Source organism: Bradyrhizobium sp. USDA 3240, assembly GCF_054063295.1.
In genome coordinates this window covers 2460574-2478134 of sequence record NZ_JBSSGD010000002.1, presented here as the reverse complement: position 1 = coordinate 2478134, position 17561 = coordinate 2460574, and the positions used below count along the sequence as shown (strand labels likewise).

Genomic DNA, 17561 nt, shown 5'->3' with positions numbered 1-17561 from the left:
GTTCTGGAAATCGTCATGCCCCAATCATTCACCTATCAAGTCAGCCCGATGCGGGTCGTGTTCGGGACCGGCACGGTCGCACAGCTGGCGGACGAACTCGGCCGGCTCGGCATCGGCCGCGTGCTGGTGCTGGCGAGCCGGCGGCAGCAGGCCGAGCTCGGCGATCTCGGAGGTTTGACCGGCGGCCGCATGGCCGGCGCGTTCGACGGCGCTGTGGTGCACACGCCGGTCGCAGTCACCGAACGTGCGATGCAGATGGTTCGCGAGTTGAAGCCCGACGGCGTGGTTGCGATCGGCGCGGGTGCCGCGACCGGCCTGAGCAAGGCGATTGCGCTGCGTACCGACCTGCCGCAACTGATCGTGCCGACCAGCTATGCCGGCTCCGAGATGACGCCGGTACTCGGCGAGACCGTAGACGGCGTCAAGACCACGCAATCGTCGCCGAAGATATTGCCCGAAGCCGTGATCTACGACGTCAATTTGACGATCTCGATGCCGGCTAAGTTCTCGGCGATCTCGGGCCTCAACGCGATCGCCCATGCGGCCGAGGCGCTGTATGCGCGGGACGGCAATCCGATCACCTCGCTGATGGCCGAAGAGGCGATTGCAAAACTCGCGTCATCGCTGCCGGAGGTAATCGCGCGGCCGCACGATCTCGACGCGCGCTCCGACGCGCTCTACGGCGCGTGGCTGTGCGCGGTCTGTCTCGGTACGGTCGGCATGGCGCTGCATCACAAGCTCTGCCACACCGTCGGCGCGCTGTTCGACCTGCCGCATGCCGAAACCCATGCGGTGCTGCTGCCGCACACCATCGCCTACAACACGCCGGCCGCGCGCGAGGCGATCGGCCGCGCCGCGCGGGCGCTCGGGGTTGCCGATGCGGCCGATGGCCTGTTCGATCTGTCGGAACGGCTCGGCGCGCCGCGTTCGCTCGCCGAAATCGGCATGCCCGAAGACGGCATCGCAAAAGCGGCCGCACTCGCCACCAAAAATCCTTACTGGAATCCGCGGCCGATCGAGGAGCGCGCGATCTGCGACCTGCTCCGGCGGGCGTGGTCGGGCGCGCGGCCGCAGGCCGGATAGATCACACCCCGATGGCGTTGCGCGCGATCACGTCGCGATAGAACGCCGCGCTCAGTTTCGGCAGGCGCGCCTGGGTCTCGAAATCGACGCGATAGAGGCCGAAGCGCTTCGCGTAGCCGAAGATCCATTCGAAATTGTCCATCAGGCTCCACAGGAAATAGCCGTGGATCGGGACGCCGTCGGCGGTCGCGCGCTGCAATTGGGCGAGGTAGTTGCGCAGGAACATGATGCGGTCGAGGTCGTAGATCTGCCCGTCCGGCTGCACCTTGTCCTCGCCGGAGGTGCCGTTCTCGCTGATGTAAATGCTCTTGATGTTCCACAGCTTGGCGGCGATCCGCGGCGCCCAGTAGATTGTCTCCGGCGCGATCCGCAACCAGTCCGAACTCATATGCGGGAACGAGCCCGGCATCGGCAGCGGTTTCCAGCCGGGAGCGGTGTCGGTAGCGAGGACATAGCAGTGCGGCGCGTAGATGTTGAGCCCGACGAAATCGTTAGGCTGCGCGATGATCTTCAGCTCCTCGGCGGTGAATTTGGGCGCGTCCGCACCGGCATATTGCAGGAAGGCCTCGGTGTACTTGCCTTCGAGGAGGACGCCGAGGAAGCCCGCATTGAGCTCGCGGGTCGCGATCTCGGTAGCGCGGATGTTCTCCGGCGTGTTGATCGCGGGCACGCAGGCGGTGATGTTTTCGGCGGGACCGACCCGCGTGCCGGCGCGGCCCTTGGCGCGGATCGCCAGCACCGCGAGACCGTGCGCCAGCGCGACGTGGTGGCCCGCCTGGTTCACCTCGGCCGGCGGCAGCGTCAGCCCCGGCGCGTCGACGCCGAGCGCATGGCCGAAGGGGAGGAAACGCCCGACCTCGTTGAGGGTGAAGATGTTCTTCACCCGGTCGGTCAACCGCTGCGCCACATAGCCGGCGTAGTCGCCGAAAGCCTTCGACGTGTCGCGCGAGCGCCAGCCGCCGACGCGGTCCTGCAACGCCTGCGGCAGGTCCCAGTGATAGAGCGTGGCATAGGGCTCGATGCCGTTGGCGAGCAACTCGTCGACCAGGCGGTTGTAGAAGTCGAGGCCCTTCGGATTCGGTGTGCCGGTGCCATCGGGAAACACCCGCGACCAGGCGATCGAGAAGCGATAGGCCCTGGCGCCGAGATCCTTGATGAGGCGGACATCTTCCTTGTAGCGGTGGTAGTGGTCGTTGGCGCGATCGCCGGTCGAGCCGTCCTCAATCTTGCCCGATGTGTGGGTGAATGTGTCCCAGATCGACGGGCCGCGGCCGTCCTCATTGACCGCGCCCTCGACCTGGTAGGACGAGGTCGCGGTGCCCCAGACGAAGCCCGGGGGAAAGCTGGTGCCATTCGGCCGCTGAGCGTGGTTCGCGGTCTCGGCTGGGCCGGTCAAACCGAGCGCCGAGAGGCCAGCAAGGCCCGCAAACTGCCGGCGCGAGAACTTTCCGAACATCATTGTCTCCCGTGGCCGGACGCTTCGGCTGGAATGCCAGCCATAAGTTAACCTTCCGTCCTGCCGTTGAGCAACAAGAGCCGAGAGGCCGTAGCAAGCGGCGCACCAATCGACGCGGGCCGTTGCGATGTCAGATGTCGCGGAGTTGTCAGTTCTGTGGCGACATGTTCTCTACTAGATTGCCTGCTAAGTCCCTCCGCAACGACATCAGAAAATCCCGAGATCCCGGTGAGCTGCGCGATGAACAAGCCTGCAACCCATGTCCGAACCGCGCTGCTGCGTCGTCTTGCCACGGCAATCGGCTTGCTGCTGGCGACGGCCACTGCAGCGCTGGCCGAGCAGACATTTTCGTTCGACAGCACACCCGGGAAGTTGCCGAAGACGGTTGTTCCGCTGAGTTATGCGATCGAGCTGACGCCCGATATCACCGGCCTGGCGCTGCCTGGCGTGGAGACCGTCGACATCGAGGTGCGTGAGCCGACGGCGCAGCTGACGCTGAATGCGATCAGCACGACGTTTGCCGAGGCCACGATCGATGACGGCGCACAGCGCGCGGAGGTCGTGACCGACGCCGCCGCGCAGACCGCGATGCTGACCTTCGCCAAGCCGCTTGCGGTGGGCCGGCACAGGCTGCGCATCGCCTTCACGGCGCAGATCAACAAATTCGGGACCGGCCTGTTCTCGGTTGACTATCCGACCCCGACCGGGATCAAGCGGTTGATCTCCAGCAAGCTGGAGCCGGCCGATGCAAGGCGGATCTTTCCGTGCTGGGACGAACCGTCGTTCAAGGCGAGCTTTGCGCTGACCGTCGTGATCCCGCGCAATTTGCTTGCGGTCGGCAACATGCCTGTGGCGAGCGAGGAGCCGGCAGCCGGCGATCGCAAGAAGGTCACGTTCGCGCCGACGCCGAAGATGTCGAGCTATCTGTTCGTGCTCACCGTCGGCGAGCTCGAACGCGTCACGGCGGATGCCGGCGGCGTCACCGTCGGCGTGGTGACGACGGAGGGCAAGAGCGGGCAGGGCCGGTTTGCGCTCGACAGCGCGGTGAAGCTGCTCGCCTACTACAACGACTATTTCGGCGTCAAATATCCGCTGCCGAAGCTCGATCTGATCGCCGTCCCCGGCGGGTTCGGCGGCGCGATGGAGAACTGGGGCGGCATCACCTTCTTCGAGAGCCGGCTGCTGTTCGACCCCGCGACCAACGCGGAGACCGCCAGGCGCGGCATCTTCGCCATCATCGCGCATGAGATGGCGCATATGTGGTTCGGCGACCTCGTCACCATGGCGTGGTGGGACAATCTCTGGCTCAACGAGGGCTTTGCCAGCTGGATGGCGACCAAGGCCTCGGAGCAGTTCTATCCGCAATGGCAGAGCTGGTTGAACGGCACCAGCGCGAAACAGTTTGCCATGGCGCTCGATGCGCGCCGCACCTCGCACCCGGTGCAGCAGCCGATCGCCGATCACAGCGAAGCGGTCACGGCGTTCGATGCCATCACCTACAACAAGGGCCAGGCGCTGATCCGCATGCTCGAGACCTATCTCGGCGAGCAGGCGTTCCGCGACGGCATCCGCAAATACATGGCCGCGCATGCCTACAGCAATTCCACCACGGTCGATCTCTGGCAGGCTCTCGAGGCGTCCGGCGGCAAGGCGATCACCGGCATCGCCGCCTCCTTCACCGAGCAGGATGGCGTGCCGCTGGTCGTGGCCGAGACGGCCTGCGATGGCGTCGCGCAGCGCCTGATGTTGCGGCAGGACCGCTTCGTGATCGCCCCGGCCAACGATCCGCCGCTGCCGACCCACGACTGGCAGATCCCGGTTGCGGCTGGACCCGCGCAGGGCAAGCCGTTTGACGAGATCCTGCTGAAAGGCAGTACAGATATTCCGGCCGGCGCATGCGGCGATGCGATCAAGGTCAATCTCGGCGACGTCGGTTACTTCAGGGTCGAATACGGGCCGAAGAACCGTGCTGCGCTGCTGAACGCATTCCCGCAAATGCAGGTCGTCGACCGGCTCAATGTCGTCACCGACAGCTGGGCGCTGGTGCAAGCGGGCCGGGCTGAAGCACCGTCCTATCTCGCGTTGCTCGATGCGCTCGATACCGGCGACCATCGCGCGGTGTGGGATCAGGTCATCTCGACATTCGCTGCGCTCAACCGCCTGTCGCGCGACCGCAGCGAGCGGGGTGTGATCCAGGCCTATGCCCGCGCCAAGCTGCGCCCGGTGTTCGACCGGATCGGATGGCATGGCGGCGGCTCGGGCGACGACGACACCGCGCTGCTCCGCGCGAGCCTGATCTCGACGCTCGGCGACCTCGGCGACGCGGCAATCGTCGCCGAGGCGAAGCGACGCTTTGCTGCGTTCCTCGAAGATCCCAAATCGCTGCCGACCTCGCTGCGCGATGCGGTCACCCATGTCGTCGGCATCACGGCCGATCGGGCGACGTATGACAAGCTGCTGGCGCTCGCGCGCAACAGCACGGCGACCAATGAGCGGCTGCGCTATTATTTCGCGGCGGCCAGCGCCCGCGATGCTGAGCTGGCGCGCGCAACGCTGGCGTTGACGCTGACCAACGAATTGCCCGACACGATCGTCACAGGGATGATCAATTCGGTTGCGTCCACAGGCGAGCATCCGCAGCTCGCCTGGGACTTCGTCCAGGCGAATTTCGATACGTTGCTGGCCAGGCAAGGGCCGAATTTCCGCGACCAGTTCGTGCCGAACTTCATGATCAATTTTACCGATCAGGACCACGCGGCACAGCTCGCCGCGTTTGCCCCGTCGCAATCGACCAGCGGCGGGCGGGTGACGGTGGCGCGCTCCTTGCAAGCGATCGCGATCTCGGCCGATCTTGCCGCACGTGTGCTACCCGCCGCCGACGCCTGGATCAGGGCGCACAAGCCGTGACATCGCAAGAGAGTTTCCGGCGGCGCGCGATGCGGCTATGCTCCGTGCGCGGCATGCAATCAACAATGCGAGGCTGAGATGGTCAAAGGTTCCGATTTGCTGGTCGCGGCCCTCGAGAACGAGGGCGTGGAAAGGGTGTTCGGCGTTCCCGGCGAGGAGAATCTCGACGTCGTCGAGAGCCTGCGCAAATCTTCGATCAAGCTGATCGTGACCCGCCACGAGCAGGCGGCGGCGTTCATGGCGGCGACCTATGGCCGGCTGACCGGAAAGCCCGGTGTCTGCATGACGACGCTCGGCCCCGGCGCGCTGAACCTGACCACGGGTGCGGCCTATGCGCTGCTCGGCGCGATGCCGATGGTGATGCTCACGGGGCAGAAGGGCATCTTGAGCAGCAGGCAGGCCAAGTTCCAGATCGTCGACATCGTCAACACCTTCCGTCCGCTGACCAAGCTGTCGCTGCAGATCGTCAGCGGCGCCACCATTCCGACGTTGGTCCGCGACGCGTTCCGGATCGCGACGCAGGAGCGGCCGGGGCCGGTGCTGCTCGAACTGCCGGAGGATATAGCGCGCGAGGAGATCGCGCCGGTCGAAATCGTGCCGCCGCATCCGATCGAAATTCCAATCGCGCATGCCGCCGCGCTCGACCGCGCCGCCGACATGATTTTGAAGGCGCAGCGCCCGCTGATCATGCTTGGTGCTGCGGCATCGCGCCCGCGCTCGACCGCCGGCATCGGCGACTTCGTGCGGCGAACCAAGATCCCGTTCTTCACCACACAGATGGGCAAGGGCACGGTCTCCGGCGGCACCAACCAGTATATGGGGACGGCCGCGCTGAGCGAGCGCGACTATGTGCACGAGGCGATCGACCGCGCCGACCTGATCATCGCGATCGGTCACGACACGATCGAGAAGCCGCCCTTCATCATGGGGCCGAAGGGCCCGCAGGTGATCCATGTCAGCTACACGGCGGCAAATGTCGAACAGGTCTACTTCCCGCAATGCGAGGTGATCGGCGATGTCGGGCCGAGCCTCGAACTGCTGGCCGACCGCGTCGCGGGAAAGCTGCCGTCGGCCAGCGCGCTGCTCAGCCTGCGTGAAAGCATCCTGGCGAAGATCACCGATCGCGCCACCGAGGGCCGCTGGCCGCCGACGCCGCAGCGCATCGTGCACGATGTGCGCCAGGTGATTCCCGAGGACGGCATCGTCGCGCTCGACAATGGCATGTACAAGATCTGGTTCGCGCGCAACTACCGCACGCTGCTCGCGAACTCGCTGCTGCTCGACAACGCGCTCGCCACCATGGGCGCCGGCCTGCCGTCGGCGATGATGGCGGCGATGCTGTATCCGAAGAACCGCGTGCTCGCGGTCTGCGGCGACGGCGGCTTCATGATGAACTCGCAGGAGCTCGAGACCGCGGTCCGCCTCAAGCTCAATCTGGTGATCCTGATCCTGGAGGATTCCGCGTACGGCATGATCCGCTGGAAGCAGGCGGTCGACAACTTCCCGGATTTCGGCCTCACCTTCGGCAACCCGGATTTCGTCAAGTACGCCGAGAGCTACGGCGCCAAGGGTTCGCGGATCGAGAGCACGGAGGCGATCGTCCCGACCCTGGAGCGCGCCTTCTCCGGCGGCGGCGTGCATCTCGTCGTGGTGCCGGTCGATTATACCGAGAACAAGCGGGTGCTGGTCGACGAGCTGCGCGAGAAAGTAAAGCAGATCGACGTCGAATAGCGGATTGCCGCAGACGGCACGGAACGAAATGCCGTCGGCTTGATTGAACGTAAGCCGCCATGGTAGCACGCCCAGATGTTACGCAATGAGCATCACTCGTTGTGCTGATGGTCGGCGATACCAGATCTGAGAGGTCACGTGACTGCACCAAATCCTGCCGCCGGCAAACCCATCGATCCCTCCGCGCTTGCCAATGTGCCGCGGCTGGTCACGGCGTATTTTGCCGGCAAGCCCGATGCCAGCGATCCCACCCAGCGGGTTGCCTTCGGCACCTCAGGCCATCGCGGCTCGTCGCTGAAGAATTCCTTCAACGAGGACCACATCCTCGCCACCACGCAGGCGATCTGCGATTACCGGCGCGAGAAGGGGCTCACCGGGCCGCTGTTCATCGGCATCGACACCCATGCGCTGGCCGAGCCGGCGCTGGCCAGCGCGGTGGAGGTGTTTGCGGCGAACGGCGTCGAGATCATGATCGATGCGCAGGGCGGCTACACTCCGACCCCTGTGATCTCGCACGCGATCTTGAGCTACAACAAGGGTCGCAGCGCGGGCCTTGCCGATGGCGTCGTCATCACCCCGTCACACAACCCGCCGGAGGACGGCGGCTACAAATACAATCCGCCGCATGGCGGCCCGGCCGACACCGATGTCACGGCCGTGGTCGAGAAGAATGCCAACCGCACCATCGAGGCCGGCCTCAAGGGCGTCGCGCGAATGCCCTATGATCGCGCGCGCAAGGCCGCGACCACGCATCTGCATGACTATATCACGCCCTACGTCGCCGATCTCGGCAACACCGTCGATCTCGCGCTGATCAAATCCGCCGGCGTCAGGATCGGCATCGATCCGCTCGGCGGCGCCGCGGTGCATTACTGGCAGCCGATCATTGCGCGCTACGGCATCAACGCGTCAGTGGTCAACGAGGCGGTCGATCCGACCTTCCGCTTCATGACCGCGGATTGGGACGGCAAGATCCGGATGGACTGCTCGTCGCCTTATGCGATGGCGAGCCTGATCGGGATGCGCGACCGGTTCGACGTTGCCTTTGCCAACGATACCGACGCCGACCGCCATGGCATCGTGACGCGCTCGAACGGGCTGATGAACCCGAACCACTTCCTCGCCACCGCGATCGCCTATCTGTTTGCGCACCGGCCGCAATGGAGCGGGAGCGCGGCGATCGGCAAGACCATCGTGTCGAGCTCGATCATCGATCGCGTGGCGAAGAAGCTGAACCGCAAGCTGGTCGAGACGCCGGTCGGGTTCAAATGGTTCGTCGAAGGGCTCGGCAGCGGCGGCTTCGGCTTTGCCGGCGAGGAGAGCGCCGGCGCATCGTTCCTGAAGCGCGACGGCTCGGCGTGGACCACGGACAAGGACGGCATCATCCTCGGCCTGCTGGCCGCGGAGATCATCGCCAAGACCGGTCGCGATCCTAGCGAATTGTTCAACGAGCTGACCGCCGAACTCGGCGTTCCCTATTATGAGCGCATCGATGTCGCGGCGACGCCGAAGCAGAAGAATGCGCTGAAGGCGCTTGGGCCCGAGCAGCTCAACATGACCGAGCTCGCCGGCGATCCGGTGCGCGCGGTCAGGACCAAGGCGCCGGGCAACGATCAGCCGTTCGGCGGCATCAAGGTCGAGAGCGAGGCCGGCTGGTTTGCCGCGCGTCCCTCCGGCACCGAGGATGTCTACAAGATCTACGCCGAGAGCTTCCGCGGGCCGGATCATCTGAAAAAGATCCAGGGCGACGCGCAGGCCGCGATCGCCAAGGTGTTCTGAGGGGCACAGGGCCGGGCGGGATACATGCGCGTATTGTTGACCGGCTCCTCCGGCTGGCTCGGCCGTTTCCTTGCGCCGCGGCTTCGACAGGCCGGCCATGACGTGACCGGCCTCGATGTTGTCCCGGGCGAGGCGACCGATGTCATAGGGTCAGTCGCCGAGCGATCGGTGGTCGATCGCGTGTTCGGCGATCACGGCATCGAGGCCGTGATTCATGGCGGCGCGCTGCACAAGCCTGACATCGCGCGGTTCGCGCCGCAGGCCTTTGTCGACGTCAACGTGTCAGGCACCCTCAATCTGCTGCAGGCGGCCACCGCGGCCGGCCATGATCGCTTCGTCTTCACCTCGACGACCTCGCTGATGATCTCGCAGGCCATTCGCGACGAGGAAGGCCATGCGGCAGTGTGGCTCGACGAGACGACGGGTCCGCTCGAGCCGCGCAACATCTACGGGGTGACAAAGCTCGCCGCCGAAGGGCTGTGCCGGCTCTACAGCCGCGAGCACGGGCTGAACTGCGCGGTGCTGCGCACCAGCCGCTTCTTTCCCGAGGACGACGACACCATCCGCGACATCCACGGCGAGAACCTGAAGGCGACCGAGCTGCTGTATCGCCGCCTCACGGTCGAGGAGGCCGCTGACGCCCATGTCGTGGCGCTGGAAAAGATCCGCGGCTTCGAGGTGTTCGTGATCAGCGCGCCGACGCCGTTTGCGCGCAGCGATGTGGCCGACCTGAAGACGGACGCGGCCGGCGTGATCGCGCGCCATTTCCCCGATGCTTCGGCGCTGTTCGAGCGCCAAGGCTGGCATTTGCCGAAATCGATCGGCCGGATCTACGATGCGAGCAAGGCCGAGCGGCTGCTCGGTTTCCGCGCGGTAACCGACTTTGCAGCGGTGCTCGGCGCCCTGCGCAGCGGCGAGCCGCTTCCCTTTGCGCACGATCCCGATTATGTCTCGCCGTCAGCGAGGCTTGCAAATGGCTGATTTCCACGGCGTCTTTCCGTATCTGGTGTCCCCGGTCGATCCCGCCGGCCATGTCCGCACCGAGGTGCTGGGCCGGCTCTGCGACGACCTGGTCAAGGCCGGTGTCCATGGGTTGACGCCGCTCGGCTCGACCGGCGAATTCGCCTATCTCAACAATGCGCAGCGCATGCAGGTGGTGGCAACCACGATCGAGGCCGCGCAGCGCCGCGTGCCTGTGGTCGCCGGGGTCGCCTCGACCTCGACGGCCGATGCGGTGGCGCAGGCCAAGGCCTACCAGAAGCGCGGTGCTGCCGGGATTCTCGCGATCCTGGAGGCGTATTTCCCGCTCGGTGACGCGCAGGTGGAATCCTATTTCCGCGCCATCGCCGACGCCGTCGACATTCCGGTCGTGATCTACACCAATCCGAATTTCCAGCGCTCCGACCTCACGCTCGACGTCATCGCGCGGCTCGCCGCGCATCCGCGCATCGGCTACATCAAGGATGCGTCGACCAACACCGGCCGGCTGCTGTCGATCATGAACCGCTGCGGCGACAGCCTGAAAGTGTTCGCGGCCTCCGCCCATATTCCGGCCGCGGTGATGCTGATCGGCGGCCATGGCTGGATGGCGGGACCTGCCTGCATCATCCCGCGCCAGAGCGTCGAGCTCTACAATCTGTGCCGGCGCAACCGCTGGGACGAGGCGATGGCCCTGCAGCGCAAGCTCTGGCGCATCAACGAGGCGTTCGCCCGCTTCAACTTGGCGGCCTGCATCAAGGCCGGGCTCGCGATCCAGGGCTACGATGTCGGCGACCCCGTGCCGCCGCAGGCGCCGCTCACGGCCGAGCAGCGCAAGGTGGTCGAGGACGCGCTGCGCGATCTCGGTTGAAGCCGGCTTGCGCGTTGCATCGGCTCTAACCATCTCGTCATTCCGGGGCGATGCGTTTGCATCGAACCCGGAATCCATAACCACCATCGGGAGTATGGATTCCGGGCTCGCGCGAAGGGCGCGCCCTCAGATGCGCAATTGCGCATCGGGGAATGACAGCCAGTTGTGAAGCTCCGAAAATCCGTTAAAACCCGCCGAAATTTCTGAAATCAAGGACCCTCCGATGAACATTCTTCCCGGCAATATGCGTTTTGGTGCGGGCCAGCCGGTCAAGCGTCTGGAAGACCAGCGGCTGCTCACCGGGAAGGGGCATTTCATCGACGACAAGCCGCAGGACGGCGCGCTCTGGCTGCACGTGCTGCGCTCGCCGCATGCCCACGCCAACATCAAGTCGATCGACGCCAAGGCGGCGCTCGAGATGCCGGGCGTCAAGGCGGTCTATACCGGCGCCGACCTCGTCAAGGACGATATCGGCACGCTGCCGACGCTCGCGATCTTCAAGCGCCCCGATGGCTCGCCGATGACTGTGCCGCCGCGGCGCCTGCTGGCGCATGAGGTTGTGCGCTACGCCGGCGAGGGAGTCTCGGCAGTGGTCGCGACCTCGCGGGTGCTGGCGCAGACCGCGGCCGAGGCGATCGAGGTCGATTACGAGGTGCTGCCTTCGGTGGTCGATCCGGTCGAGGCGATCAAGCCGGGCGCGCCGGCGGTCTGGCCGGAGGCGCCCGACAACATCGTGGCCGCGATGAGCTATGGCGACGCCGCCAAGGTCGAGGCAGCCTTTGCCAGCGCCGCGCACAAGGTGTCGCTCGACCTGGTCAGCCAGCGCCTGGTGCCGTCGGCGATGGAGCCGCGCTCGACGATTGCCGAGATCGAGAAGAAGACCGGCCGGCTGATTCTCCATGTGCAGTCGCAGACCCCGGGCTCGACCCGCGATCTCCTGGCGGAATCGATCCTGAAGCGGCCGAAGGACAGCGTGCGCGTGCTGGTCGGCGATATCGGCGGCGGCTTCGGCCAGAAGACCAGCCTGTATCCCGAAGACGGCATCGTCGCTTATGCCGCGACCAAGCTGAACGAGAAGATCCGCTGGCGCGGCGACCGCACCGACGAGTTCGTCGGCGGCACCCACGGCCGCGACCTCACCTCGACCGGCGAGTTCGCGCTCGACGCCAAGGGCCGCGTGCTGGCCTACCGCGTGCGTTCGATCGGCGGCACCGGCGCTTACTCGTCGGGCACCGCCAACATCATTCCGCTGGTGCTCGGCCCGTTCGTGCAGACCGGCGTCTACGATCTGCCGCTGGTGCATTTCGAGGCGAAGTCTGTCATGACCAACACCGCGCCGGTCGGCGCCTATCGCGGCGCCGGCAGGCCCGAGGCGGTGTTCATCGTCGAGCGGCTGTTCGATGCTGCCGCGCGCCAGATCGGCATGGATCCGCGCAGCATCCGCAAGGTGAATTACATCAAGCCGGCGCAACTGCCCTACACCAACGCGGTCGGACAGGTGTACGACTCCGGCGCCTTCGCTCACATGCTGGAACGCGCGTCTGACCTGGCTGACTGGAACGGCTTTGCCGCGCGCAAGAAGGCGGCGAAGAAGAAGGGCCTGCTCTATGGCCGCGGGCTGACCAGCTACATCGAATGGACCGGCGGCCGCGCCCACACCGAAAACGTCTCGCTGCATGCGACCGCCGAAGGCCGCATCGTCCTGCATTCAGGCACCATGGCGATGGGGCAGGGCCTCGCCACCACCTACACCCAGATGATCGCGGATACGCTCGGCATCGCCATGGACAAGATCGACGTCATCCAGGGCGACACGGATCTTGCCACCGGCTTCGGCAGCGTCGGCTCGCGCTCGCTGTTCGTCGGCGGCACCGCGGTTGCGGTCTCCACCAACGACATGATCAACAAGGCGCGCGACAAAGCCTCCCACCTGCTCGAAGCCTCCGTCGGCGACATTGAGTATCGCGACGGCTTCCTCACCGTGGTCGGCACCGACAGGCGCATCAGCCTGTTCGAGATCGCGAAGAAAGAAAGCGGCGCCAAGCTCTCGGTCGAGAGCGAGGGCAATGTCGACGGCCCGAGCTGGCCGAACGGCACCCACATCTGCGAGGTCGAGATCGATCCCGAGACCGGCGTGACGCGCGTGGTGCGTTACACCACGGTCGATGACGTCGGCGTCGCGGTCAATCCGATGCTGGTGACCGGGCAGGTGCATGGCGGTGTCGTCCAGGGCATCGGCCAGGCCCTGTACGAAGGCGTGGCCTACAGCGAGGAAGGCCAGCTACTGACCGCGAGCTATCAGGACTATTGCATCCCGCGCGCCTCCGACGTTCCGCCCATCACCGTGACGCTCGATCCCTCCGCGCCGTGCAAGACCAATCCGCTCGGCGCCAAGGGTTGCGGCGAGTCGGGTGCGATCGGCGGTCCGCCCTGCATCACCAACGGCGTGATGGATGCGTTGAGCGAGGTCGGGATCACCCAGCTCAACACGCCGCTGACGCCCGTGAAGATCTGGCAGGCGATCCAGGACGCGAAGGCGGGGACCTAAGCGCGCCGATGCCGTCACCCTCCCCTGGAGGGGGAGGGTCGTCACGCATCGTCAGATGCGTGACGGGGTGGGGTGATCTCTCAACTGAGGCAGTGCTCGCGAGGAGGGACTTTCACCCCACCCCGCCGCTCCTTTCAGTCGCGTCGACCCTCCCCCTCCAGGGGAGGGTATGGGGAACGGCGAATTCGCTCAAACGCGGCCTACAGCCCCAACACCATCTTCGCGATGATGTCGCGCTGGATCTCCGACGAGCCGCCGAAGATCGTATAGGCCCGCCCGTTGAGATATTCCGGCACCACCGGCAGCAGCTCTTCCGGGACCGCCGGCTCGTGGTTGAGCCGATAGAACGGCCGCGCCGGCTCGACCGCGAGACCGTCCTGGCCGATCACGTCGACGCCAAGCCGCGTCACGGCCTGGCGGATCTCGCTGACCCGCAGCTTGATCAGCGACGACACCGCGCCGGGATTCTGCCCGGTCTGCAGCGCCGACAGCACCCGCAATTCGGTCATCTCGAGCGCATCGATATCGACCTCGACCTCCGACATCCGCATCGCGATATCAGGATCCTCGATGGCGCGGCCGGTGACGTCAGACTCCGCGAGATCGGAGATCGTCTTCAGTGCCTCGCGCAGCTTGGCCGACGCGATGCCGGAGCCGCGCTCGAATTCGAGCAGGTATTTGCCGTAGGTCCAGCCCTTGCCTTCCTCGCCGACGCGGTTGGCGACGGGCACGCGGACGTCGTCGAAGAACACCTGGTTGACCTCGTGGTCGCCGCCGATGGTCAGGATCGGGCGCGTGGTGATGCCCGGCGTCTTCATGTCGATCAGGATGAAGCTGATGCCATCCTGCTGCCGCTCGCCGTCATTGGTGCGCACCAGCGCGAACATGCGGTTGGCGTGGTGCGCATGCGTGGTCCAGATCTTGGTCCCGTTGATGATGTAGTCGTCGCCGTCGCGGACCGCGCGGGTCTTCAGCGACGAAAGATCGGAGCCCGAACCCGGCTCGGAATAGCCTTGGCACCAATAGTCTTCACCCGAGAGGATTCGCGGGAGATAAAAGTTCTGCTGCTCCGGGGAACCGAAACCGATGATGACGGGGCCGACCATCTTGACGCCCATCACGTTGACATTGGGCACGCCGGCACGGGCGCATTCGGCCTCGAAGATCCAGCGCTGTGCCGGCGTCCAGTCCGGCCCGCCATGGTCGACCGGCCAGCCCGGCGCGCCCCAGCCCTTGGCGTGCAGCGCGCGCTGCCAGGCCATGCCGATATCGGGATCCGAGAACACCGACGGCGTCAGCGCGGTGGCGCGCTTCATTTCCGGCGTCAGGCTCTCGGCGATGTAGTCGCGAACTTCCTTTTCGAAAGCGCGTTCCTCGGCACTGAAAGTGAGATCCATGGTGCGCTCTCCGTCTACGCGTGGGCGCGGCCGCTCAGCGCGGCGTGGCGGCGATAATGATGGGCGCTGCCGCCGAACAGCGTGTCGAAGGCGAGCAGCCGCTTGAAATAGGCGCCGATGTCGAGCTCTTCGGTGACGCCCATGGCGCCGTGCAGCTGCACCGCCTGCTCGGCGACGAAGCGCGCGCATTTGCCGATCTTCGCCTTGGCGCCGGACGCCGCGCGGCTGCGCGCCATCGGCTCGACATTGGCCATCAGCGCGGCGCGCAGTGCCATCGAGCGCGCCTCGTCGACTTGCATCGCGACGTCGGCAAGGCGATGGCGGATCACCTGATTGGCCGACAGCGGCCGGCCGAACTGCTTGCGGATTTTTGCGTATTCGAGCGTGGTGTCGAGCAGCGTCTGCATAATGCCGACCGCCTCGGCGCCGAGCGCGGCCATCGCGCGGTCGACCACGGTCTCGATCGCGGGCAGCGCATCCTTGCCGTCGCCGAGCAGCGCGTCGGCCGGCAATTGCACATCCCTGAGATCGAGATTGCAGCCGCGGCCGCCACCGAGCCGCGCATAGTCGCGCAAAGCAAGTCCAGGCGCACCGGCCGGCACCAGGAACAGGCCAAGCTTGCCGGATGCGCCGTTGGCATTGGCAACGCGGGCCGCGACGATGATCTGGCTCGCCGCAGCGCCGTCGAGCACCGCGATCTTGCTGCCGCTCAGCCGCCAACCGTCGGCGTTTTTCGTCGCGGTGGTGTCTACATGGCCGAGGTCGAAGCGCGCGGCGCGCTCCGAATGCGCGAAGGCGAGCGTGAGCGCGCCTTCGGCGACCTTGGGCAGGATCGCCTGCTTTTGCGCCTCGGTGCCGCATTCGGCAACCAGCGCGGCGCCGATCACGACGGTAGAGAGGAACGGTTCGGACACCAGTCCGCGTCCGAATGCCTCCATCAACAGCCCGATCTCGATCGCGCCGCCGCCAAGCCCGCCATGGGCCTCGCTGATCGGCAGCGCCAGCCAGCCGAGCTCCGCAAATTGTTTCCAGATCGCGGGCGAATAGCCCAGCGGATCGTTCGCCGCCTTCTTGCGATGCTCTGATGTAAAGGTCTCCGCTACGAAGCGGTCGGCACTTTCGCGCAGCAGGCGCTGCTCGTCGCTGAGGGTAAGGTCCATCTGGTCACTTCACGTTGGCGTTTTTCTTGACGGAGGGATGCAGACCCGCGGGGTCTACCACCATTCCGAATTCCTGAAGATTATGTGCGTGGCAGAGTTGATGCAGCGCGAAGGCCTGATCGATCGCCGCCGGCTGGCCCATGATGTCGATCGAGCGGTTCACCGCCTCCTTGGACAGCTTCAGCGCAAAGGCGGGTTTGGCTGCAATTCTGCCCGCCAGCGCCAGCGTGAAGGAGGAGAGATCGCCGCGCGGCACCACGTGATTGACCATGCCGAGGCGATGCGCCTCGTCGGCGCTCCAGACGTCGGCGGTGAACAGCATCTCCTTGGCCTTGCGCGCGCCAAGCTCCCAGGGATGTACGAACCACTCGACGCCGCAGACGCCCATCGTCACCACGGGATCGCAGAACTCGGCATCACTGCTGGCGACAATCAGGTCGCAAGCCCAGGCCAGCATCAGCCCGCCGGCGATGCACTTGCCATGCACTTCGGCGATCGTCGGCTTGGCGAGATTGCGCCAGCGCCGTGTGATCTGCAGGTAGATCTCCTGCTCGCGCGCGAAGCGCCCATGGGCGTTTGGTTCGGCGAAGCCACCCCAATTTCCGACTGGCGGGAAATCGACGCCCGCCTGGTTCTTGGCCCCAGGCCTGAGATCATGACCGGCCGAGAAATGCGGGCCGTTGCCGGCGAGGATGATGACCTTGATTGCGTCGTCCTGCACCGCCTGGTCGAAGGCGGTGTTGAGGTCGTAGGTCATCTGCAGGTTCTGGGCGTTGCGCGCCTCGGGCCGGTTCATCACGATCCGCGCAATCGCAGGATCAGGCCGTTCGACGACAATCGTCTCGAATTGTTCAGACGCCAATGGATCCTCCCAGGATCGATTTTCTTGGCATGATGAACGGCGCAGGGAGGGATAGGCAAGGGCCATCATCTGCAAAACCGGCCGCGAATCCCGCCACACGGGATTGTCGGCCGAAAATCTGTTACTCTGAACGAGAATCCACCGGGAGGACCATCTTCATGCGCAAGCTTTGGACCGTGCTGGCAGCGCTGGCGACATTGAGCCTGACGAACTGCGGCTACAACGCGATCCAGACCAACGACGAGACGGTAAAGTCGAGCTGGTCGGAGGTGGTGAACCAGTACCAGCGGCGCGCCGATCTGGTGCCGAACCTGGTCAACTCGGTGAAGGGCTTTGCGCAGCAGGAGAAGGACGTGCTGCTCGGCGTCACCAACGCGCGCGCCAAGGTCGGCAGCATCCAGGCGACGCCCGAGGTGCTGAACGATCCGGCCGCGTTCCAGAAGTTCACGCAGGCGCAGGGCGAACTGACCAGCGCGCTGTCACGGCTCCTGGTCGTCACCGAAAATTATCCGCAGCTGAAATCGGATGCGCTGTTCCGCGATCTGATGGCGCAGCTCGAAGGCACCGAGAACCGCATAACGGTGGCGCGCAACCGCTACATCAAGGCGGTGCAGGACTATAATGTCGGCATCCGCACCTTCCCGAACAATCTGACCGCGATGGTGTTCGGCTACAAGGAGAAGCCTAACTTCTCGGTCGAGAACGAGAAGGAGATTTCGACCGCGCCGAAGGTCGATTTCAATCCGGCGCCGGCGCCCGCGCCGTCGAAATAGCGTCGGCGTGCCCACC

At 65.5% G+C, this 17561-nt stretch carries 12 protein-coding genes; 8 read left to right on the top strand and 4 right to left on the bottom strand.

What is annotated here, in order from left to right:
* The first annotated feature begins 15 nt into the window (after positions 1–15).
* Positions 16–1083, top strand: coding sequence for a maleylacetate reductase (locus ACVIGA_RS12435; RefSeq protein ID WP_456666611.1), 1068 nt, complete (start codon positions 16–18; stop codon positions 1081–1083).
* A gap of 1 nt (position 1084) precedes the next feature.
* Here ACVIGA_RS12435 and ACVIGA_RS12430 read toward each other — a convergent pair whose 3' ends face one another.
* Complete coding sequence (locus tag ACVIGA_RS12430; RefSeq protein WP_456666610.1) at positions 1085–2539, bottom strand: GH1 family beta-glucosidase; 1455 nt, start codon at positions 2537–2539, stop codon at positions 1085–1087.
* Positions 2540–2779: 240 nt separating this feature from the next.
* On the opposite strand from ACVIGA_RS12430, the gene ACVIGA_RS12425 reads away from it, so the two are divergent.
* From ACVIGA_RS12425 to ACVIGA_RS12400, 6 genes are all read left to right on the top strand, one after another.
* Complete coding sequence (locus ACVIGA_RS12425) at positions 2780–5446, top strand: M1 family metallopeptidase (RefSeq protein WP_456666609.1); 2667 nt, start codon at positions 2780–2782, stop codon at positions 5444–5446.
* 78 nt (positions 5447–5524) lie between these two features.
* Positions 5525–7177, top strand: coding sequence for an acetolactate synthase large subunit (locus ACVIGA_RS12420; RefSeq protein ID WP_456666608.1), 1653 nt, complete (start codon positions 5525–5527; stop codon positions 7175–7177).
* Between the two features lie 138 nt (positions 7178–7315).
* Positions 7316–8956 carry a phosphoglucomutase (alpha-D-glucose-1,6-bisphosphate-dependent) gene (pgm, locus tag ACVIGA_RS12415; protein ID WP_456666607.1) on the top strand — a complete coding sequence of 547 codons (1641 nt, stop codon included), beginning with the start codon at positions 7316–7318 and terminating at the stop codon, positions 8954–8956.
* 24 nt (positions 8957–8980) lie between these two features.
* Positions 8981–9937, top strand: a complete 957-nt coding sequence (locus ACVIGA_RS12410; RefSeq protein WP_456666606.1) for an NAD-dependent epimerase/dehydratase family protein — start codon at positions 8981–8983, stop codon at positions 9935–9937.
* On the top strand, positions 9930–10805 hold the full coding sequence (locus tag ACVIGA_RS12405) for a dihydrodipicolinate synthase family protein (protein WP_456666605.1): 876 nt from the start codon (positions 9930–9932) through the stop codon (positions 10803–10805). The genes ACVIGA_RS12410 and ACVIGA_RS12405 overlap by 8 nt, the downstream gene beginning before the upstream one ends.
* Before the next feature lie 223 nt (positions 10806–11028).
* Entirely contained in the window at positions 11029–13353 is a 2325-nt protein-coding gene (locus tag ACVIGA_RS12400; RefSeq protein ID WP_456666604.1) for a xanthine dehydrogenase family protein molybdopterin-binding subunit, read from the top strand.
* A gap of 200 nt (positions 13354–13553) precedes the next feature.
* Here ACVIGA_RS12400 and ACVIGA_RS12395 read toward each other — a convergent pair whose 3' ends face one another.
* From ACVIGA_RS12395 to ACVIGA_RS12385, 3 genes are read right to left on the bottom strand one after another with little or no spacing between them, the layout of a single operon-like run.
* Positions 13554–14750 (bottom strand): acyl-CoA dehydrogenase family protein, encoded by a 1197-nt coding sequence (locus ACVIGA_RS12395; protein WP_456666603.1) that lies wholly within the window; start codon positions 14748–14750, stop codon positions 13554–13556.
* A 14-nt stretch (positions 14751–14764) separates the two neighbouring features.
* Positions 14765–15910 carry an acyl-CoA dehydrogenase family protein gene (locus tag ACVIGA_RS12390; RefSeq protein WP_456666602.1) on the bottom strand — a complete coding sequence of 382 codons (1146 nt, stop codon included), beginning with the start codon at positions 15908–15910 and terminating at the stop codon, positions 14765–14767.
* 4 nt (positions 15911–15914) lie between these two features.
* Positions 15915–16772 carry an enoyl-CoA hydratase gene (locus ACVIGA_RS12385; protein ID WP_456666601.1) on the bottom strand — a complete coding sequence of 286 codons (858 nt, stop codon included), beginning with the start codon at positions 16770–16772 and terminating at the stop codon, positions 15915–15917.
* 158 nt (positions 16773–16930) lie between these two features.
* On the opposite strand from ACVIGA_RS12385, the gene ACVIGA_RS12380 reads away from it, so the two are divergent.
* Positions 16931–17545: a LemA family protein gene (locus tag ACVIGA_RS12380; RefSeq protein WP_223977437.1), complete on the top strand. Its 615-nt coding sequence runs from the start codon at positions 16931–16933 to the stop codon at positions 17543–17545.
* Positions 17546–17561: the final 16 nt, after the last annotated feature.

Coding starts and splice junctions, on each gene's coding strand:
- ACVIGA_RS12435 (WP_456666611.1), top strand. CDS start 16: ATGCCCCAATCATTCACCTATCAAGTCAGCCCGATGCGGGTCGTGTTC.
- ACVIGA_RS12430 (WP_456666610.1), bottom strand. CDS start 2,539: ATGTTCGGAAAGTTCTCGCGCCGGCAGTTTGCGGGCCTTGCTGGCCTC.
- ACVIGA_RS12425 (WP_456666609.1), top strand. CDS start 2,780: ATGAACAAGCCTGCAACCCATGTCCGAACCGCGCTGCTGCGTCGTCTT.
- ACVIGA_RS12420 (WP_456666608.1), top strand. CDS start 5,525: ATGGTCAAAGGTTCCGATTTGCTGGTCGCGGCCCTCGAGAACGAGGGC.
- ACVIGA_RS12410 (WP_456666606.1), top strand. CDS start 8,981: ATGCGCGTATTGTTGACCGGCTCCTCCGGCTGGCTCGGCCGTTTCCTT.
- ACVIGA_RS12405 (WP_456666605.1), top strand. CDS start 9,930: ATGGCTGATTTCCACGGCGTCTTTCCGTATCTGGTGTCCCCGGTCGAT.
- ACVIGA_RS12400 (WP_456666604.1), top strand. CDS start 11,029: ATGAACATTCTTCCCGGCAATATGCGTTTTGGTGCGGGCCAGCCGGTC.
- ACVIGA_RS12395 (WP_456666603.1), bottom strand. CDS start 14,750: ATGGATCTCACTTTCAGTGCCGAGGAACGCGCTTTCGAAAAGGAAGTT.
- ACVIGA_RS12390 (WP_456666602.1), bottom strand. CDS start 15,910: ATGGACCTTACCCTCAGCGACGAGCAGCGCCTGCTGCGCGAAAGTGCC.
- ACVIGA_RS12380 (WP_223977437.1), top strand. CDS start 16,931: ATGCGCAAGCTTTGGACCGTGCTGGCAGCGCTGGCGACATTGAGCCTG.